A 17,825-nucleotide genomic window follows, 5' to 3' on the forward strand; every position below is an offset into this window, starting at 1 on the left:
TGTGGGCGAAGGATCAGTCGACGAGGTGCAGAACCACGGCTCCCACTAACACCAGCACCACACCGGTCACTTGCACCGCTGACAGCCGCTCCTTGAAAAACACAAACCCCAGAATCGCGGCGATCCCACCGGACAGGGTGCTGATCACCGTCACCACGGAAACCGACCCCGCCATTGCACCCCACGAGAACGCCGAGAACCCACCCAGGTTCATCAGGCTCGCGCTGGTCAGCGTTGCGCAGTTTTTCAGCGGTGGGATTTTCAGGCCGTCTTTGATCTTAAGCACCATCAACACCAGGACGCACAGGCCAACCAAATACCCAAGCCAAAGCATCGTGACCGGGCCAAGCGTCGGCAGGGTGTAGCGGCCCTGCACCCAAAAGCTTGTGCCGTAGAGCAACGCTGCGAGCATCGCGTAGGCGATTGAGCGGCTGGAACTGTTGTGAGGGACGCCATTGTCCTTGTGAATGCTGGACAGGATCACGCCAATTACGCAGAGAGCGATGCAGCCGAGCTGGATCAGGCTGATGTGTTCGCCGCTGGCCCATGACAGCAAAGTGGTCACGACACCGTAGGACGTCACCAGCGGCGCGACAATGGCCGCTTTGCCCAGCGAGAAGGCCTTGGACAGCGCAAGGGCGCCGGAGACGGTCAGCAGGGCTGCTGCGGCTCCTAGGAGCCACACACTCAAAGGCGCCGCGAGGGATTTGACGAGGAAGGCCGGGAATATGACCAGCAGCAGGGTCATGATCAGGAAGCCCAGCGCCTGGCCGAAGTACACCGCGCGTTTGACGCCGACAGCTCGGGCGTTGAGGCCCACGAGGAAGTCCGTGCCGCCCCAGAGCAGGGCGGCCAGCAGGCCCATTAGTACGTCCATGTAAGGTCCTTGTTATTTTTTGAAGGCTGCGGTGTATCAAATTAAGGTTTTTTGTTCGCCCGGTTTTCCAGGGCTTGCGTGTCCCAGCGTTGGGTCTTGATAGCCAGGTAAAGCATGCCGATGGTCAGCGGGAGCTTGTCGCCGCGACCTTTGGCTCTGTGCTTCAGGAAGACGTCGAATACGGGAGGTTGGAAGTAACGATAAGCGTCGTAGTCGTTCAAGTCGACAGCGAAGCCTTGCTCCAGCGCTTCCATCAATTGATTGGCTTCGGCGCCGTCGCAACCCAGGTCCAGGTTGATGGCCGTTTCAAGGCGCAGCGTCTTATGTTCAGGCAGGCCAATTTCTTCATGCAGCAGTTGCAAGAGCTGTTGCATGGCAAAGTCTTCAGGAAAGTTGGGGGCCAGGTTCATGGTGGTTACGCGTGAGTGGGCAGGGCGACTGACTTTATCGATCGAACCGTGATCCTTCAAACGAAACAGGTCAAATGTGGGAGCCGGGCTTGCCCGCGATGGCGGTGTTTCAGTGGTAAAGGTGTTGTCTGACACTCCGCTATCGCAGGCAAGCCAGCTCCCACATTTCTAGCTCTGCGACTGCTCAGATGGCGTTCGCTTTACGGCGTCGGTGGTGGTGAGTTGCATCATGCCGGTTTGGGCGGCTTCCAGTAGATCGCAACCGTCCTGGACGAGCAGGTACAGGGCGTTGGTGATGTACTGATCGTTCCCACGCTCCGCGTGGGAATGCATCCCGTGACGCTCCGCGTCACCAGTGTTCATGGCTTGGGTCGTGCGCGGATGACGGGACGCGGAGCGTCCCTGGCGGCATTCCCACGCGGAGCGTAGGGAACGATCGGGGCTAGCGCGGGGTGCTGATACACCGCTCGAAAATCGCCTCCAACCCCCGATAATCGCACGCCACCGCATCGATGTTCGCCGGTATCCACGCTGCGTTCTTCACCAGCCACCAGTTCACTGAAAACCCGGCATTCACGATGATCTGCTCGAACAGAATCCGCTGCGCCCGGCCATTCCCTTCGCGAAACGGGTGGATCACGTTGAGGTCGCCATAGGCCTCGGCAATTTGCGTCACCAACTCTGCCTGGGTAACCCCGACAAACCAGTTGGCCTGCGCCATGTGCTGGATGATCTTGCTCGCCTCAGGCGGGATACGCTCCGGTGTGCAGAACAGCGTGTCGCCTTTCTGGATGTTGACCGTACGCAGTTCCCCGGCCCATTCGTAAATGTCTGCGAACAGGGTGCGGTGGATGTGTTGCAGGCGTTCCAGGTCGTAGGGCGGGGGATACAGCGGAAGGCTGCCGACAGCGATTTCAGACAGTTCCCGCTCGGCCTGGTGCAGGCGTTCTTCGTCGAACAAATCGAGGCGGTTACGCAGGACGCTGCTACCGGGGTAGCAGTACGGGTCCTGGCCCACGCCATATTTGTCGAGCATCAGCGTGGGGTGTTGCGGTACTTGGCGAGGACGGCTTCGCGGGTCGGCAGGGGTTTGTCGACGTCGGCGGGCTGGGTGTCGAACCCTTCCAGGCGCAGGCTGGCCAGGTAGTTGGAACGGCGGATCTTGTCGTAGTGATCCTGCTTTTGCTCAAACGTCAGTTCGGCCATGACAGCGTCCTCTCGGTGCGAAGGTTGATTGTAGCGCAATGAGTTTCGAGATGCGTCCCGCGTAAGGTTGGAACGATTCTTACGGGTGCCTACTCCACTTCCCAGGCTGTGTATCATCCAGACTCTTTTTTCCTTGCGACCTTTCTCGATTCGCTGAATGCGCTGGTCTATGTTTTGGGCTCGTTCAGCGGTCAATGGAGTGACAGCTTATGCACAACACCCTCCAACAGGTCTTTGGTTATCCACAGTTTCGTTTGGGCCAGGAGGCGGTGGTCAGTGCCGTGCTGGCCGGCCGTTCGGCGGCGGCAATTTTCCCCACCGGTTCCGGCAAGTCCCTGTGTTATCAACTTTCCGCTGTGTTGCTGCCGCACCTGACGCTGGTGGTGTCGCCGTTGCTGGCGCTGATGCAGGACCAGTTGGGTTTCCTGCAGCGCCACGGTATCTCGGCGGGCAGCATCGACTCGGCCCAGAGCCGCGATGATGCCAATGACGTCATGGCCCGGGCGCGTTCGGGCGAGCTGAAGATCCTGATGGTTTCCGTGGAGCGCTTGAAGAACGAGCGCTTTCGCAACTTCCTGCAAAGCGTGCCGATCTCGCTGCTGGTGGTGGATGAGGCTCACTGCATTTCCGAATGGGGCCATAACTTTCGCCCGGACTACCTGAAGCTGCCGGATTACCAACGCCAGTTCCGCATCCCCCAGGCGCTGCTGCTGACCGCCACGGCGACGCCCAAGGTGATCGCCGACATGCAGGCCAAGTTCGCCATTGCACCTGACGATGTGATCACCACCGGCTTCTACCGCTCCAACCTCAACCTGCTGGTTGAGCCCGTCAGTGGCCAGGACAAGCGACGACGCCTGGTGACGTGGATGCAGGAGCGAGCCAATCAGCCAAGCATCGTCTACGTCACGCTGCAAAAAACCGCGGAGCAGATTGCCGAGCATTTGAATCGCAATGGAATCCAGGCCGAGGCTTATCACGCGGGCCTGGCTCACGATAAGCGGGAAGCCATTCAGAAGCGATTCATGGGCGGGCAGTCCAACTGCATCGTCGCCACCATTGCCTTCGGCATGGGCATCGACAAAAGCGATATCCGCAACGTGGTGCACTTCGACCTGCCCAAATCCATCGAGAACTACAGCCAGGAAATCGGCCGTGCCGGGCGTGACGGGCAGCCGTCTGAGTGTCTGGTTCTGGCCAACCGCGACAGCCTGAATATCCTGGAAAACTTTGTGTACGGCGATACGCCGGAACAGGAAGGTATTCGCCGAGTCCTGGAGGAAATAAAGGCGGTCCGTGCCGATGGACAGTGGGAGTTTATGCTCCGGTCACTGTCGGACCACAGCAACATCCGTGAACTACCGCTGAAGACCTTGCTCGTGCAGCTTGAACTCAAGGGCGTGATTGCGCCGCGCTACGCGTTTTATGCCGAATACCGCTTCAAGTATTTGATTGAACCAGAGGCATTGCTGGCGCGTTTTACCGGCGAGCGGCAGCAGTTTGTCGCAGCGATTATCCAGGTCTGCAAACGGGCGAAAACCTGGGCGACGGTGGACTTCGACGCGCTGTATCAACAGCACCAGGCCGAGCGCAGCCGGGTGGTGAAGGCCCTGGATTACTTTCAGGAACAAGGCCTGATCGAGATGGAAAGCCGGCAGATGACCGAGGTTTACGCCCTGCTGAATACCGACTTCGATCCACAGGCGCTGAGCACGGAGTTATACACAGGCTTCAAGCAGCATGAGGTGACGGAGGTGGCGCGAATTCACGCCATGCTGGATCTGTTCGCGACACAGGAGTGCCTGGGTTACCGCCTGGCGCACTATTTCGGCGATGAAAACGCGCCCCGGCAGTGCGGGCACTGCTCGGTGTGCCACGGTAACGTCGCCCACTTGCCGGCGCCGCCGAGCTTGCCGCCGCTTGTGGATAAAAACTTTCTCGCGCTTTGCGGTGAATTTATCCACAGCCACCATGAGTACAGCGGCGACTTGCCAAGCGCGGAGCGGCTGACACGGTTTTTATGCGGTCTCAGCGTGCCGTTGTTTACCAAGCTGAAGGCACGAGGGATTCCAGGTTTCGCGGTACTGGAGGAGTATCCCTATGCAGAGGTTCGTGAATGGGCGGAGGCAGGGTTGGAGGCACTCTGATTTCCGGTCTGGAAGGTCGCGCTTTCCCTTCCAGTGGCAGACGCCGCCGACAGCCGGACCGTGCCCGCAGGTGAGAAGGTTTGACGCTTCACTTCTTCTGCAAAGGAATTGCCCATGGCTTTTGGTTTTTCTCGTGGTGTTGTCCCCGGCGTCTTGCTGTTCGCCGGGTTGCTGGTCGCACAAGGCACGCTGGCCTCGGTCATCCCGTTGAGCGTGAATGACTGTCGGCAGATGCAGCTTCGCAACACCATCACCGCCGCCAATCCATTGCCCTGCGCACGCCTGGCGCGGGTGACGTTCAGCTATGTGGACTTTGGCGGAGTGCTGCATAACAACGGGCAGCTCGTGGTGCTGGATGCCATCGCACCCCATGTGGAGGAGATCTTCAGGCAGTTGCTGCAACGTCGGTTCCCGGTGCATCAGGCGGTCAGGCTGGAAACCTATCGAGGCAACGACAAGGTCTCGATGGCCCGCAACAATACCAGTGGTTTTAATGGGCGCCAGGTCAGTGGCGCTTCGGGGTGGTCGCTGCACGCCTACGGCGCCGCAATTGACCTTAACCCTCTGCAAAACCCATTCGTTTTGTTCGGGCGTAACCCGCGAGGTGAATTCACCGGCCGGGCCACTGTTGAGCCCAGGGCAAGTACCGCGACTGCCGTTAACCGCCTGGATGCCCGCCCCGGCAAGCCGGCGCGCCCTGGCCGGGCAGAAGAGGTGATTGACCTGTTCGCCGAACACGGCTTTTTGACCTGGGGTGGTTATTGGGATTTTCCGCTGGATTACCAACACTTCCAGATCGGCCGGCGTTCGTTCGTGGAGTATCTGGCGCGGGTCACGCCGCAGCAGGCCAGCGCTGCAGTCGAGACCTATATCACCGCCTATCGCCAGTGCCTGCAGCAATCGGCCGAGACGGATCAAGCGCTCAAGCGTATGGCGTGCGTCCAGCAAACGATTGAGCAAAGCCCAACCTAGGCTTGCGGGTAGTGCTTGAACCCAGTATCAAGAGAGCCTCCTCCTGCCCGGGTTTTACCGATGACCAACGCCATGCCACAACGCGCCGATTACCGCCACTTCCAGCCGATCATCACGCGCTGGCACGACAACGATGTATATGGCCATGTGAATAACGTCACCTACTACAGCTTCTTCGACACCGCGGTGAATACCTACCTGATCGAGCAGGGCGGGTTGGATATTCATGACGGCGAAGTGGTTGGGTTTGTGGTCAGTTCGGCGTGCGACTACTTCGCCTCGATTGCCTTTCCGGACCGCATCGAGATCGGCCTGCGGGTGGGCAAGTTGGGCAACAGTTCGGTGCAGTATGAGTTGGCGGTGTTCAAGGCGGGAGAAGAAGATGCCTGTGCTGCGGGGAGGTTTGTGCATGTGTTTGTGGATCGGGCGTCGAACCAGCCGGTGACGATCCCGGGGATGTTGCGCGAGGCGTTACAGCGATTGGTGATCTGAATACGATCTGCGAAGCAATGAAAGTCAAATGTGGGAGCGGCGGTGCGACGATTCGACTTGCTCGCGAAGGCGTTGTATCAGCCAATACATCCGGCGACTGATCCACCGCCTTCGCGAGCAAGTCGAATCGTCGCACCGCCGCTCCCACATTAAACCCGCGTTGTTCTTTCGATTCGCGCGTTACCGGTGGTGGCGATAGTGATGCTTGTTTTTGCGATGCCCATAAGCATGGCCGCGCCCGCGATGGTCATCGCGGTCATAACGGCGGTTATCGCGCCCACGGTAACGACGATCATCGTCATCGCTCTTGTTGCCCATGTAGTTGCCCAGTGCACCACCGGCGCCACCGCCGGCTGCTGCTCCGATCAGGCTGCCGGTGCTGCCGCCGACACTGCGACCCACCACGTTGCCGCCGGCCGCGCCCAATGCGCCGCCAATGGCTGCTTCACCGCGGCTGCGCTTGTCTGCGCCGACCGCACTGCCGCCCGCGCCGCCGAGTGCTGCACCAATCGCCGAGCCGGTGTTACCGCCCAACTGCTGACCTACGACAGAACCTAGAACCCCGCCCAATGCGCCGCCCACACCGGCTTCGGTGGTGCCACCGGCCATGGCTGCGCCACTGACCAGGCCAAGGGACAACAAGAGAATCGAGGAGAACTTCATAGAGGAACCTCAAGAGGATGACGGCGCGATCCTGAGGTTGTATCGAGACGGTGACAATCGAAACCCGACCAGTGGTATGGGTTGTATACAATTCTCTAAGTTACTGTTTTGTATGAGGAACTTAAGTGAGTTTTGCGAGTCTTTAGTTACTTCGGAACGGCCGCTTTTATGCAAAAGCGGCCTTTTTTGTGCCCGTAAGAAACTCGGGTGCTGTCTGTGGCGAGGTGTCGCTTAGGCCGACTTCGCCATGATCAAGCCGGTCGCACTCGCTGCTTCCAGGCGGATCGCTACAAACTTCGACGTTGGCGTATGGCTGCCATCCCCCGTGCTTTCCAAGGGCACCAGCGGATTCACTTCCGGATAATAAGCCGCAGCCTGCCCCGCCGGAATATCAAATGCCAGCAAGGTAAAGCCTTTCACCCGACGCTCACGGCCGTCGTCCCAGATCGACACGATGTCAGCCTTCTGCCCCGGCTTGAAGCCCAGGCGGATGATGTCGGCTTCATTGACGAACAACACATCCCGCTGGCCCTTGACCCCGCGATAGCGGTCGTCCAGGCCATAGATGGTGGTGTTGTACTGATCGTGGGAGCGCATCGACTGCATGATCAGGTCCGGCAATTGCCCGGTGTTGCGGGTGCGTTCGTGCACCAGGTCCTTGGGCAGGATGTTCGGGCGGAAGTTGGCGCGGCCCGACGGGGTGTTCCAGCGACGGGCGCCAGCCGAGTTGCCCAGGTAGAAACCGCCCGGGTTTTTCAGGCGCTCGTTGAAGTCCTTGAAGCCCGGAATGGTGTCGGCGATCAGGTCGCGAATACGGTCGTAATCGGCCACCAGCCAGTTCCAGTCCACCGGCTTGCTGCCCAGGGTGGCGGCGGCAATGCCCGCCAGAATCGCAGGCTCGGATTTCATCTGTTTTGACAACGGCTGCAGTTGGCCGTTGGAAGCGTGGACCATGCTGAATGAGTCTTCAACGGTCACGGCTTGCGGACCTTCGGCCTGGATGTCGATGTCGGTGCGGCCCAGGCATGGCAGGATCAGCGCGTCCTTGCCATGCATCAGGTGGCTGCGGTTGAGCTTGGTGCTGATCTGTACGGTCAGGTCGCAATTGCGCAGTGCTTCAAAGGTGCGTGGGCTGTCCGGCGTGGCTTGGGCGAAGTTGCCACCCAAACCGATAAAGACCTTGGAGCGGCCTTCGAGCATGGCGTGAATCGCTTCCACCACGTTGTGGCCGTTATCGCGCGGCACCTGGAACTGGAAACGACGTTCCAGGGCATCGAGGAACGCCACCGGCGGCCGTTCGTTGATGCCCATGGTACGGTCGCCCTGCACGTTACTGTGGCCACGCACCGGGCACAGGCCCGCGCCCGGGCGGCCGATGTTGCCGCGCAGCAGCATCAGGTTGGCGATTTCCTGGATGGTCGGCACCGAGTGGCGATGCTGGGTGATGCCCATCGCCCAGCACATGATCACGTTCTTGCCTTTGGCGTACATGCGCGCCGCTTGCTCGATCTCTACCAGGGTCAGGCCGGACTGCTCGACGATTTCATCCCATGAGGTGTCGTCGATCTTGCCCAGGTAATCCAGCACGTTGGCGGTGTGTTCGTTGAGGAAGTCGTGGTCGAACACGGCCTCCTTGCCTTCGGCCTGGGCCTGACGTTCCCACAGCAGCAGGAACTTGGCCATGCCCCGCAGGATGGCCATATCGCCTCCCAGCGCCGGGCGGAAGTAGGCGGTGTTGGTTGGCTTGTCGCCGTTGGTGAGCATTTCCAGCGGGTGTTGCGGGTGCTGGAAGCGTTCCAGGCCACGCTCTTTCAGCGGGTTGATGCACACCACCTGGGCGCCGCGTTTTACCGCTTCGCGCAGTGGCTCCAGCATGCGTGGGTGGTTGGTGCCGGGGTTCTGGCCCCAGACGAAAATCGCGTCCGCATGCTCGAAGTCATCGAAGGTCACGGTGCCTTTGCCCACGCCCACGCTTTGCGCCAGGGCGACGCCGCTGGCTTCGTGGCACATGTTCGAGCAGTCCGGGAAGTTGTTGGTGCCGTAGGCGCGCACAAACAGTTGATACAGGTAAGCCGCTTCGTTGCTGGCCCGGCCCGAGGTATAGAACTCGGCCATGTCCGGGTTTGGCAGCGCATTGAGGTGCTTGCCGATCAAGTCGAAAGCCGATTCCCAGCTGATGGGTTTGTAACGGTCGGTTTCGGCGTCGTAGCTCATCGGCTCGGTCAGGCGGCCCTGGTACTCCAGCCAGTAGTCGCTCTGCTCCAGCAGCGCGCTGACGCTGTGCTTGGCGAAGAATGCCGCGTCGACCCGGCGCTTGGTGGCTTCCCAGTTGACCGCCTTGGCGCCGTTCTCGCAGAACTTGACCATGCCGCTTTCCGGCGAGTCGCCCCAGGCGCAGCCCGGGCAGTCGAAGCCGCCGTTCTGGTTGGTCTTGAGCATCATGCGGATGTTTTTCAGCGCGTTGTCGCTGGTCAGCCAGGCTTGCGCCACGCTGATCAGTGCGCCCCAACCACCCGCCGGGCCTTTATAGGGCTTGTAGCGCGGGGTGGGTTTGTCGTCGGCTTGATGATGATTACTCACGCTTGATTCTCCATCGCAGGGCTATAGACCCGCGGCGCACTTTTCTGCGGCAGGTGGATGAGATTGAGGTTGTGCCGGCGAGCCCATTGCAGGGCCAGGCCGGTGGGCGACGACAGGCTGACCAAGGTCTGGATGCCCGCACGCAAGACTTTCTGGATCAGTTCGAGGCTGCAGCGACTGGTAACAATCGCCAGGCCGCCGTCGGTCGGAATCTTTTGGCGGATCAGCGCACCGATCAGCTTGTCGAGGGCGTTATGCCGGCCGATGTCTTCACGGCCCAGCAGCAATTCGCCCTGGTTGTTCATGAACACCGCCGCATGCACCGCGCCGCTGTACTGGCCCAGCGGTTGGAACGCGCTGATGCGCTGGCGCAGGCCATCCAGCCATTCGGCAGGCGGCAACGGCGCGCCGGGCAACACCTTGAGGTTGGGCAGCGCCTGCTCCACGGCTTCTACGCCGCACAGCCCACAGCCACTGGTGCCGGCGAGTTGCCGGCGCTGCTGCTTCATATTCCAGAACGCGCGGCTGGAAATCTGCACCTGAGCGTATTGGGTCGAGCCCGAACCGCTGATTTTCAGGTCATAAATGTCGCTAACGTCTTCGATAATGCCGCTACCGATGCTGAATCCGACAATAAAGTCTTCAAGGTCGGTCGGCGTCACCAGCATCACCGCCTGGCTGATGTCGTTATAGGCAATCGCCAACGCGACTTCCTCGGCAAGCGCGGTGCTGGCCGATTCGGTGTGTTCGAGATTACAAAACTGGTAGCTCTGGCTGGCGGCGGGCGCGGGCGTTTCGAGGGCGGGCGCCGCGCAGACTGGGCGCTGGGCGTTCATTGGGCATTACCACCGGGAGTATTCAGCTGTAAGACTAGGCGCGACAAAGGGTCGCGTCTAATCGTCAGTACTGATCTGCCGATAGATGCCGTCGATCAAGTCTCGATCAGCGATTTCTGGTACAGCGCAAAACACGCTTCCGCCAAGGCCGAACGGGGTGCACTGCGGCGCATGATCAACCCCAGGCGAGCCAAAGTGTGAGCGTCTTCAATGGGTTGCAGGCGCAGGTGCTCGGTGAGGGCGTCGAGGCCGCCGTCCAGTGGCATCACCGCGCAACACAGGCCGCCGTGCACCGCTTGTAACAATTGATGGACGGCATCGGTCTGCAACAGCGGCTGCGGGTTGAGGCCACGGCTGTGGAAGTTATGGTCGATGGACTGGCGAAAGTGCATGCCGCTGGTGAGCATGCCCAAGGGCAGTTCGATCAGCGCCTCCCAACTCAGGGGCTTGTCGCCGAAGCTGAAGAACCGTTGGTCGTACAGCAGGCCCATGCGGGTTTCGCCCAGGGCCAGGGAGTCGAAACGTTCAGCGTCCAGGCGCTCGAGGTACGACACACCGAGGTCCAGGCGGTTGCTGGCGAGCTGTTCAAGGATTTGCTCGGAGCTTAACGCGGACAACTCAAAGCGCAGGCTGGGGTGTTCCTTGTGCAGCTTCTGCATCAACGCCAGCGGATCGAAGCTCGACAACGGCACCACCCCCAGGCGCAACGTGCCTACCAGGTTGCCGCGACACGCAGCGGCCTCGGCCTGCAAGCCGTCATAGGCCGCCAGCACCGTGCGTGCCCAGGCCAGCACGCGTTCGCCGGGGGCGGTAAAGCCTTCGAAGCGCTGCCCGCGATTGACCAGCGGCAACTGCAGCTCTTCCTCCAGGCTGCGCAGGCGCATCGACAGGGTCGGCTGGGTGATATGGCAGCGCGCCGCCGCCTGGCCGAAGTGACGGGTTTCGTCGAGGGCGATGAGGAATTTCAGCTGTTTGATGTCCATCTTCGCTCCGGGCTTATTCCAATGCGGTGGGATTCTAGCGTGTTTGGGTCTTTGGTCAGGCTGGAACCCAATTCTGTAGGACTGGTCTAGTCTTTGGCATCTGGAAATTAAATCCCAAGGAGAGCGCACCATGAGTCTTTTAAGCTTTGTTAAGGAAGCAGGCGAGAAGTTGATTGACCTGTTGACACCGGGTAATGCCAACGCGAGCGAGCAGTTAAAAGAGCACGTGGCCAAGGTTGGATTGGGTAACCCCAATGTGCAAACCACCGTCGACGGTGACAAGGTGACCGTGACAGGTGAAGTCGCCAGCCAGGAAGAGAAAGAGAAGATATTGCTGGCGCTGGGCAACATCGCCGGCGTTGCGAGTGTTGATGACCAGATCACCGTTTCCGGTCCTGCTGTCGCGGCGGCCCGCTTTGTCGTGGTGAAAAAGGGCGACACCCTGAGTGCGATTTCGCTGGCGGTGTATGGCAACGCCAACCAGTACAACAAAATCTTCGAAGCCAACAAGCCGCTGCTGTCCCATCCGGACAAAATCTACCCAGGGCAGACGCTGCGTATTCCTGAGTAATCCGCGGACCCAATGTGGGAGCGGGCTTGCTCGCGAATGCGGTGTGTCAGTCAATATATTCAGTGGCTGACACACCGTATTCGCGAGCAAGCCCGCTCCCACATTGGACCTTCAGTGTTGTTACAAACCTACGATCAAGTCCCGGTAATCCCCAACCGCCGCAAACTCCGCCGTGTCCTTGGGCCCCTTCCGGCTGTCCGGTTCCTTCACCGCCAGCAAGTGCCCCACGCCAAAATCCCGGGCGCTGCGCAGGATCGGCAAGGTGTCGTCGATAAACAGGCTGCGGGCCGGGTCGAAGGCGATGTCGGCGTGCAGGGCGTCCCAGAACTGCGGGTTTTCCTTGGCGAAACCATAGTCATGGGAGCTGATCAGTCGCTCGAAATAAGGCGCCAACTCGATGCGTTCCAGCTTCAACGACAGCGAATCCCGATGGGCGTTGGTGATCAGGATCACCCGCTTGCCCGCCTGTTTGATCGCCGCCAGGAAGGTGTCGGCATCCGGGCGCAAGGCAATCAGGTGTGCGGTTTCCAGCTTGAGCTCGCGCACCGGGATCTTGAGTTCGGCGCTCCAGAAATCCAGGCAATACCATTGCAACTGTCCGGCGTTACGCTCGAACAGCGGCTGCAGCTCCATCTCGGCCATGGCCCGGCTCACACCATGCAACTCGGCATAGCGCTGGGGCAGGTGCTCCATCCAGAAATGGTTGTCGAAGTGCAGGTCGAGCAAGGTGCCGTCCATGTCCAGCAGGACGGTGTCGATGGCGTGCCAGGGCAATGGAGGCATAAAGAACACTCATGTAAGAAAAGATATCCGACACAGACAATCGGAAAAGCCACGGTATAGTAACCCGATCACGCCAAGGAGCCGCTCATGCGCCAGAAACCCACCGTCCTCGCCCGCGAAATAGTCGCCAGTAGCCGTTTGTTCCGCGTGGAGGAAGTGCAATTGCGCTTTTCCAATGGCGTGGAGCGGACCTACGAGCGCCTGGTGGGCAGGGGTGCCGGATATGGCGCGGTGATGATCGTGGCGATGATCGACTCGGACCATGCGTTGCTGATCGAAGAATATTGCGGCGGCACCGACGAGTATGAACTGTCACTGCCCAAGGGCCTGATCGAACCGGGCGAAGACGTGTTGGCGGCAGCCGACCGTGAGCTCAAGGAAGAAGCCGGTTTCGGCGCCCGCCAGTTGGAGCACATCACCGAGCTGTCGCTGTCCCCCGGCTACATGAGCCAGAAAATCCAGGTGGTGCTGGCCACCGAACTGTATGAAGAGCGCCTGGAAGGCGACGAGCCCGAGCCGATGCGCGTCGACCGGGTCAACCTGCGGGAGCTCTCGCAGTTGGCGCAGAACGAGCAGTTCAGCGAGGGCCGCGCGTTGGCCGCGCTGTACCTGGTACGCGACCTGTTGACTCAACGTGGAGCGTTCCAGCCATGAGCGAACTGTTCCTGGGTCACCCGTTTATTGCCCCCGCGATCGAATTGGCCCGCCAGGCTGGCGAGGTCATCCTGCCGTATTGGCGCGCCGATGTTGCCGTCACCACCAAGACCGATGATTCACCGGTCACTGCCGCCGACTTGGCTGCCCATCACTTGATCCTCGCCGGGCTGACTGCGTTGGACCCGAGCATTCCGGTGCTCTCGGAGGAAGACGCCGACATTGACCAGAGCGTGCGCGCCGGTTGGCAGCGCTGGTGGCTGGTGGACCCGCTGGATGGCACCAAGGAATTCATCTCCGGCAGCGAGGAGTTCACCGTCAACATCGCGCTGATCGAAAAAGGTCGCGTGGTGTTCGGTGTGGTGTCGATGCCTACCAGCGGTCGGTGCTACTTCGGGGGTGCCGGGCTGGGTGCCTGGCGTTCCGATGTAGGTGCTGCGCCCAAGCAAATCCAGGTGCGCCAGACCCCGGCGAGCGGTGAAGCATTTACCGTGGTTGCCAGTCGTCGCCATACGAGCCCTGAACAGGATCGCTTGCTCGCTGGCTTGAGTGCCGGATTGGGCGAGTTGAAGCTGGCCAATATCGGCAGTTCTTTGAAGTTTTGCCTGTTGGCTGAGGGCAGCGCCGATTGCTACCCGCGCCTGGCGCCCACCTCGCAGTGGGACACCGCGGCCGCGCAAGGGGTGCTGGAAGGTGCGGGTGGGGAAGTGCTGGAGCTGGATGGGCAGCCGTTCAGTTACCCGGCGCGGGCGTCGTTGTTGAACCCGTTCTTCCTGGCATTGCCGGCTAAAGCGGAGTGGCGTGAGCGGTTGCTGACCCTGGCCCGGTCTTAAGCACAGCGCCGATCAAAAATGTGGGAGCGGGCTTGCTCGCGAAGGCAGTGTGTCAGTCACCAGATGTATTGGCTGATCCGCCGCTTTCGCGAGCAAGCCCGCTCCCACATTTGTTATGTGTGCAGGACGTACTGCCCGGTAAAGGCCACGGCCCGCTCTTCACTGCCCTCGTTAACGATCCATGTCTCCAGCGCCAAGCGCGCCCGGCCATAACGCTTGTAGGTGGCGACGAATCGCTTCCACACCTTGTCATCAGGTGCCTGGCAAATCGCCGTCGCATCGGTGGTCACCGGCAGCGGATAACTGATCTGCCCTTCCTGAATCACGATATGCCCGTCTTCAATCCCTTCCTCGCGCAACTGCAAATGCAGCCAGCCCCAACCTGCCAGCACGGCGCCGCAATACAGGCTGCCGCCAAACATGGTGCTCTTGTGGTTGATGTTGGCGTCGAGCGGCAAGCGCAGTTGCAGCTGCCGGTCCTGCCAGTCGATAACCTTGAGGCCCATTTCCCGGGTCAGGGGAATGTCGTGGTGAAGGATCGATTCCAGGTAACGGCTATCGCGACTCATGGTGGCCTCGTGGCAGGGGGAAAAGGGTCATTCGTCGTCGGCGTGACTGTTGCCGCTGTCGGCGAAGTTCAGCCCGTGCTTGCGCAGTTTGTCGTGCAGGGTTTTACGCGGCACGCCCAATGCCTCGGCGAGGCTGCGCATGGAATTGTGGGTGCGCGCCAGTTCGGCGGCGATCAGGCTTTTTTCAAACTGTTCGACCTGTTCGCTCAAGCCGCCGGGCGTGCTGGTGAGGATGCCAGGCGAAGTGCTGTCGGGGGTGCTGTCCAGCGCCAGTTCGAGGCCCAGGGCGAAACGCTCGGCGGCGTTTTGCAGCTCGCGCACATTGCCCGGCCAGCTGTGACGCAACAACAGGGCGCGCTGGCCCGGTTGCAGCTCTTTCATCGGTAGCCCGTGGCGCGTGCTGGCTTCGTCGGCAAAGTGCTGGAACAGCATCAGCGCATCCTCACCCCGTTCGCGCAGCGGTGGAATGCGCAGCGGCGCAACGTTGAGGCGGTAATACAAGTCCGCCCGGAAGCGCCCCTGGTCGGCGGACTGGCGCAGGTCTTCCTTGGTGGCGGCGATGATGCGGATATCCAGCGGGATCAGTTGGTTGCCCCCCAGACGCTCCACCACACGCTCCTGCAACAGCCGCAGCAGCTTGACCTGCACATCCAGGCTCATGCTTTCGATTTCGTCGAGAAACAGCGTGCCGCCGTTGGCGAATTCGAATTTGCCGATGCGCCGCTTCTGGGCGCCGGTAAAGGCCCCTGGCTCATGGCCGAACAACTCGCTTTCCACCACCGACTCGGCCAGGGCGCCGGCGTTGATCGCCACAAACGGGCCGCTGCGGCGGTTCGACAGATCGTGCAGCGCACGCGCTACCACTTCCTTGCCGGCACCGGTTTCACCGAGGATCAGCACATCAGCCTTGGTCGCCGCCAGCGCGCCAATCTGCTCGCGCAGGCGCAGCATTTGCGGGGAGTGGCCCACCAGGCGTGTACTCAATTGCTGACGGTCGCTCAGGGCCAGGCGCAGGCTGCGGTTGTCCAGCACCAGGCGGCGCAGGGCCAGGGCGCGGCGCACGCTGTCGAGCAGGGCGTCGCTGGCGAAGGGTTTTTCCAGGAAGTCATAGGCGCCGGTGCGCATCGCCTGCACCGCCAGTGGCACGTCGCCGTGGCCGGTGATCAGCAGTACCGGCAGCTCCGGGTCCTGGGCGTGGAGTTCCTTCAACAGTTCCAGGCCGTCCATGCCGGGCATGCGGATGTCGCTCACCACAACCCCCGGCCAATCCCGGGACAGGCGCGCGGTCAGGCCCTGGGCTTCGCCGAGGGTCAGGACTTTCAGCCCGGCCAGGTCCAGGGTCTGGCAGAGGGCCTGACGCAGGTGTGGATCATCGTCGATCAACACCACCTGAATCTGGTTATCGATACTCATACACTGCGGTCCTCGGACGGTTGCAGACTGACACCCGGTGCTCCGGCGCGCAGTTTCAAGGTTAACAGTGCGCCGCCTTCCTTGTGGTTGGCGAACAACAGTTCACCGCCAAAGGCGCGCATCAGGGTGTCGCAGATCGCCAGGCCCAACCCCAGGCCCTGGGTGCGGGTCTTGGTGGTGTAGAAGGGCTCGCTGGCGCGGCCCAGGGCTTCCATGCAGAAACCCGGGCCGTTGTCGCGAATGTACAGGTTGACGCCCTGTTCGGTGGTTTGGGCACTCAGCCAGAGTTTGCGCGGCGGGCCTTTTTCGGTCAGGGCGTCCAGAGCGTTGGCCAACAGGTTGCCCAGCACCTGGCGCAGGCGGGTTTCGCCGGCCGCCACCCACAAGGTGGCCTCGGGCAGGTCGCGGATCAGTTCCACTTCCATTGCCCGCCGCCGCTTGGCCAGCAGCGCCAGGGCATCGTCCAGGGCCGGTTGCAGGGCCACGCTTTCCGGCGCATGCCGGTCGCGCCGGGCGAAGGCGCGCAAGTGGGCGATGATCGAAGCCATGCGCCCGGTCAACTCGCTGATCAGCTTGAGGTTGCCACGGGCGTCGTCGGTGCGCTCATGGTCGAGCAAAATCCCGGCGTTTTCCGCGTAGCTGCGAATCGCCGCCAACGGTTGGTTGAGCTCGTGGCTGATGCTGGCCGACATGGTGCCCAGCGCGGAAAGTTTGCCTGCCTGCACCAGGTCGTCCTGGGCGCGCACCAGTTCCTGCTGGGCATGTTCACGTTCCAGCACTTCCTGTTTCAGGCGCCGGTTGAGGCCTTCCAGGTCGCTGGTCCGCTCGATCACGCGCATCTCCAGTTCGCGACGGGCCTTGGCTTCGAAGGCGATGCGCTCCAGGTAGTGACGACGGCGCTGCATCATCAGGCCGAGCAACAGCATCAGCACCAGCAAGGCGGCGCCACCCACCGCGACCACGGTGCGCACCGGGCGGCTGATCAAGGTGCGCGGCGCGAGAATCTCGACTTTCCAGCCGGTTTCGGCGATGTCGGTGGATTGGCGCACCCACGCCGTCGGGCTGAGGCTCAGCGGCTGCGGGTCGCGGGTCGGATAGGGCTGGATGGCGATGATGGCGCGGCGTTCTTCATCCGTTAGCGGCCGGGTGGCACGGAAGCGCCATTGCGGGCGCGAGGTCAGGATCACCACGCCGTTGTGGTCGGTGACCAGCAGTTGTTCGGGGGTGTTGCCCCACAGGCTTTCGGTGTGGTCCAGGTCGACCTTCACCACCAGCACGCCGATGATCTTGTCACCATCTCGCACAGCGGCGGCGAAGAAGTAACCGCGTTTGGCCGAGGTGGTGCCCAGGCCGAAGAAGCGCCCGAGGCGCCCGGCCATGGCTTCGCTGAAGTAGGGGCGAAAGGAAAAATTACGCCCGACGAAGCTGTCCTGCTTGTCCCAGTTGGACGCGGCGAGGGTCTTGCCGGTGGTGTCCATCAGGTACATCACTTCCACCCCGGCCTGGGCGGCGACGTCCTTGAGCAGGTGGTTGGCGTTGACCAGGTTGGTGCTGACGTGAGGCGCGTCGATGGCGGTGCGCAGGGCCGGCAGGTCACCGAGGATTTGCGGCAACACTTCGTAGCGATGCAGGGTGCCCAGCAGGTTGGCGACGTACAGGTCCAGCGTCTGGCGGTTCTGGCCGGCCAGTTCGTTGCGGTAATAACGCTCGGCCAAGTGCTCCAGCGGCCACAACAGCGGTGCCAGGCATAGCGCCAGCAATGCCAGGCTGCGCCAGCGGGGTCTTCGCGGAAGGGGTGGAGTCATGGGAGTCATGCGCCTGTGGGTACAGGCGCAT

The 17,825-nt window shown here is 61.4% G+C and carries 19 protein-coding genes; 6 read left to right on the plus strand and 13 right to left on the minus strand.

Annotated features, from left to right (window positions below; translation table 11 throughout):
* Positions 1-13: 13 nt before the first annotated feature.
* From HX805_RS26260 to HX805_RS26280, 5 genes are all read right to left on the minus strand, one after another.
* The gene (locus HX805_RS26260) at positions 14-865 is read right to left on the minus strand and encodes a DMT family transporter (protein ID WP_087692724.1); all 852 of its coding nucleotides are present in this window, start codon (positions 863-865) and stop codon (positions 14-16) included.
* A 53-nt stretch (positions 866-918) separates the two neighbouring features.
* Positions 919-1,287, minus strand: coding sequence for a DUF1493 family protein (locus HX805_RS26265; RefSeq protein WP_003213195.1), 369 nt, complete (start codon positions 1,285-1,287; stop codon positions 919-921).
* Between the two features lie 168 nt (positions 1,288-1,455).
* A complete protein-coding gene (locus tag HX805_RS26270; protein WP_177021880.1) occupies positions 1,456-1,620 on the minus strand; it encodes a hypothetical protein in 165 nt (54 codons plus the stop codon).
* A 109-nt stretch (positions 1,621-1,729) separates the two neighbouring features.
* Positions 1,730-2,323, minus strand: coding sequence for a putative adenosine monophosphate-protein transferase Fic (locus tag HX805_RS26275; protein WP_003213199.1), 594 nt, complete (start codon positions 2,321-2,323; stop codon positions 1,730-1,732).
* Positions 2,323-2,493, minus strand: a complete 171-nt coding sequence (locus tag HX805_RS26280) for a YhfG family protein (RefSeq protein WP_003213201.1) — start codon at positions 2,491-2,493, stop codon at positions 2,323-2,325. The genes HX805_RS26275 and HX805_RS26280 overlap by 1 nt, the downstream gene beginning before the upstream one ends.
* Before the next feature lie 209 nt (positions 2,494-2,702).
* On the opposite strand from HX805_RS26280, the gene HX805_RS26285 reads away from it, so the two are divergent.
* The 3 genes from HX805_RS26285 to HX805_RS26295 all read left to right on the plus strand — a co-directional run bounded on the left by HX805_RS26285 (position 2,703) and on the right by HX805_RS26295 (position 6,104).
* On the plus strand, positions 2,703-4,640 hold the full coding sequence (locus HX805_RS26285; protein WP_177117431.1) for an ATP-dependent DNA helicase RecQ: 1,938 nt from the start codon (positions 2,703-2,705) through the stop codon (positions 4,638-4,640).
* 114 nt (positions 4,641-4,754) lie between these two features.
* Positions 4,755-5,612 carry a M15 family metallopeptidase gene (locus HX805_RS26290; protein WP_177117432.1) on the plus strand — a complete coding sequence of 286 codons (858 nt, stop codon included), beginning with the start codon at positions 4,755-4,757 and terminating at the stop codon, positions 5,610-5,612.
* A 60-nt stretch (positions 5,613-5,672) separates the two neighbouring features.
* Positions 5,673-6,104 (plus strand): thioesterase family protein, encoded by a 432-nt coding sequence (locus HX805_RS26295; protein WP_003213207.1) that lies wholly within the window; start codon positions 5,673-5,675, stop codon positions 6,102-6,104.
* A gap of 180 nt (positions 6,105-6,284) precedes the next feature.
* On the opposite strand, the gene HX805_RS26300 is transcribed toward HX805_RS26295, so the two are convergent.
* The 4 genes from HX805_RS26300 to HX805_RS26315 all read right to left on the minus strand — a co-directional run bounded on the left by HX805_RS26300 (position 6,285) and on the right by HX805_RS26315 (position 11,166).
* The gene (locus tag HX805_RS26300; protein ID WP_008435777.1) at positions 6,285-6,767 is read right to left on the minus strand and encodes a glycine zipper domain-containing protein; all 483 of its coding nucleotides are present in this window, start codon (positions 6,765-6,767) and stop codon (positions 6,285-6,287) included.
* Between the two features lie 231 nt (positions 6,768-6,998).
* Positions 6,999-9,347 (minus strand): FdhF/YdeP family oxidoreductase, encoded by a 2,349-nt coding sequence (locus HX805_RS26305; protein WP_003213210.1) that lies wholly within the window; start codon positions 9,345-9,347, stop codon positions 6,999-7,001.
* Entirely contained in the window at positions 9,344-10,183 is an 840-nt protein-coding gene (fdhD, locus tag HX805_RS26310) for a formate dehydrogenase accessory sulfurtransferase FdhD (protein ID WP_008435774.1), read from the minus strand. The genes HX805_RS26305 and fdhD overlap by 4 nt, the downstream gene beginning before the upstream one ends.
* 95 nt (positions 10,184-10,278) lie before the next feature.
* On the minus strand, positions 10,279-11,166 hold the full coding sequence (locus HX805_RS26315) for a LysR family transcriptional regulator (protein ID WP_003213213.1): 888 nt from the start codon (positions 11,164-11,166) through the stop codon (positions 10,279-10,281).
* Positions 11,167-11,296: 130 nt separating this feature from the next.
* Between HX805_RS26315 and lysM the strand changes: the two genes are divergently transcribed.
* A complete protein-coding gene (gene lysM / locus HX805_RS26320; protein WP_003213215.1) occupies positions 11,297-11,737 on the plus strand; it encodes a peptidoglycan-binding protein LysM in 441 nt (146 codons plus the stop codon).
* A gap of 120 nt (positions 11,738-11,857) precedes the next feature.
* Here the strand turns inward: lysM and yrfG are convergent, their stop codons facing one another.
* On the minus strand, positions 11,858-12,520 hold the full coding sequence (gene yrfG, locus HX805_RS26325; RefSeq protein ID WP_003213217.1) for a GMP/IMP nucleotidase: 663 nt from the start codon (positions 12,518-12,520) through the stop codon (positions 11,858-11,860).
* An 87-nt stretch (positions 12,521-12,607) separates the two neighbouring features.
* On the opposite strand from yrfG, the gene nudE reads away from it, so the two are divergent.
* Together nudE and cysQ are read left to right on the plus strand one after the other, a co-directional pair.
* The gene (nudE, locus tag HX805_RS26330) at positions 12,608-13,174 is read left to right on the plus strand and encodes an ADP compounds hydrolase NudE (protein ID WP_003213218.1); all 567 of its coding nucleotides are present in this window, start codon (positions 12,608-12,610) and stop codon (positions 13,172-13,174) included.
* Positions 13,171-14,007: a 3'(2'),5'-bisphosphate nucleotidase CysQ gene (cysQ, locus tag HX805_RS26335; protein WP_008435771.1), complete on the plus strand. Its 837-nt coding sequence runs from the start codon at positions 13,171-13,173 to the stop codon at positions 14,005-14,007. The genes nudE and cysQ overlap by 4 nt, the downstream gene beginning before the upstream one ends.
* 113 nt (positions 14,008-14,120) lie before the next feature.
* Here cysQ and HX805_RS26340 read toward each other — a convergent pair whose 3' ends face one another.
* Genes HX805_RS26340 through HX805_RS26350 form a run of 3 tightly spaced genes read right to left on the minus strand, consistent with a single transcriptional unit; the run spans position 14,121 to position 17,794 of the window.
* Positions 14,121-14,576, minus strand: a complete 456-nt coding sequence (locus HX805_RS26340; protein WP_003213222.1) for a YiiD C-terminal domain-containing protein — start codon at positions 14,574-14,576, stop codon at positions 14,121-14,123.
* A gap of 27 nt (positions 14,577-14,603) precedes the next feature.
* Positions 14,604-15,989: a sigma-54 dependent transcriptional regulator gene (locus HX805_RS26345; protein ID WP_102604447.1), complete on the minus strand. Its 1,386-nt coding sequence runs from the start codon at positions 15,987-15,989 to the stop codon at positions 14,604-14,606.
* Positions 15,986-17,794, minus strand: a complete 1,809-nt coding sequence (locus HX805_RS26350) for an ATP-binding protein (protein ID WP_023659335.1) — start codon at positions 17,792-17,794, stop codon at positions 15,986-15,988. The genes HX805_RS26345 and HX805_RS26350 overlap by 4 nt, the downstream gene beginning before the upstream one ends.
* Positions 17,795-17,825 lie beyond the last annotated feature (31 nt).

It is taken from the genome of Pseudomonas sp. G5001, from assembly GCF_013385475.1.
In the GTDB taxonomy this organism is placed as follows: domain Bacteria; phylum Pseudomonadota; class Gammaproteobacteria; order Pseudomonadales; family Pseudomonadaceae; genus Aquipseudomonas.

Excerpts from the sequence above, each read along its gene's own strand:
- HX805_RS26260 (WP_087692724.1), bottom strand. The coding sequence starts at position 865 with ATGGGCCTGCTGGCCGCCCTGCTCTGGGGCGGCACGGACTTCCTCGTG.
- HX805_RS26265 (WP_003213195.1), bottom strand. The coding sequence starts at position 1,287 with ATGAACCTGGCCCCCAACTTTCCTGAAGACTTTGCCATGCAACAGCTC.
- HX805_RS26270 (WP_177021880.1), bottom strand. The coding sequence starts at position 1,620 with ATGCATTCCCACGCGGAGCGTGGGAACGATCAGTACATCACCAACGCC.
- HX805_RS26275 (WP_003213199.1), bottom strand. The coding sequence starts at position 2,323 with ATGCTCGACAAATATGGCGTGGGCCAGGACCCGTACTGCTACCCCGGT.
- HX805_RS26280 (WP_003213201.1), bottom strand. The coding sequence starts at position 2,493 with ATGGCCGAACTGACGTTTGAGCAAAAGCAGGATCACTACGACAAGATC.
- HX805_RS26285 (WP_177117431.1), top strand. The coding sequence starts at position 2,703 with ATGCACAACACCCTCCAACAGGTCTTTGGTTATCCACAGTTTCGTTTG.
- HX805_RS26290 (WP_177117432.1), top strand. The coding sequence starts at position 4,755 with ATGGCTTTTGGTTTTTCTCGTGGTGTTGTCCCCGGCGTCTTGCTGTTC.
- HX805_RS26295 (WP_003213207.1), top strand. The coding sequence starts at position 5,673 with ATGACCAACGCCATGCCACAACGCGCCGATTACCGCCACTTCCAGCCG.
- HX805_RS26300 (WP_008435777.1), bottom strand. The coding sequence starts at position 6,767 with ATGAAGTTCTCCTCGATTCTCTTGTTGTCCCTTGGCCTGGTCAGTGGC.
- fdhD (WP_008435774.1), bottom strand. The coding sequence starts at position 10,183 with ATGAACGCCCAGCGCCCAGTCTGCGCGGCGCCCGCCCTCGAAACGCCC.
- HX805_RS26315 (WP_003213213.1), bottom strand. The coding sequence starts at position 11,166 with ATGGACATCAAACAGCTGAAATTCCTCATCGCCCTCGACGAAACCCGT.
- lysM (WP_003213215.1), top strand. The coding sequence starts at position 11,297 with ATGAGTCTTTTAAGCTTTGTTAAGGAAGCAGGCGAGAAGTTGATTGAC.
- yrfG (WP_003213217.1), bottom strand. The coding sequence starts at position 12,520 with ATGCCTCCATTGCCCTGGCACGCCATCGACACCGTCCTGCTGGACATG.
- nudE (WP_003213218.1), top strand. The coding sequence starts at position 12,608 with ATGCGCCAGAAACCCACCGTCCTCGCCCGCGAAATAGTCGCCAGTAGC.
- cysQ (WP_008435771.1), top strand. The coding sequence starts at position 13,171 with ATGAGCGAACTGTTCCTGGGTCACCCGTTTATTGCCCCCGCGATCGAA.
- HX805_RS26340 (WP_003213222.1), bottom strand. The coding sequence starts at position 14,576 with ATGAGTCGCGATAGCCGTTACCTGGAATCGATCCTTCACCACGACATT.
- HX805_RS26345 (WP_102604447.1), bottom strand. The coding sequence starts at position 15,989 with ATGAGTATCGATAACCAGATTCAGGTGGTGTTGATCGACGATGATCCA.
- HX805_RS26350 (WP_023659335.1), bottom strand. The coding sequence starts at position 17,794 with ATGACTCCACCCCTTCCGCGAAGACCCCGCTGGCGCAGCCTGGCATTG.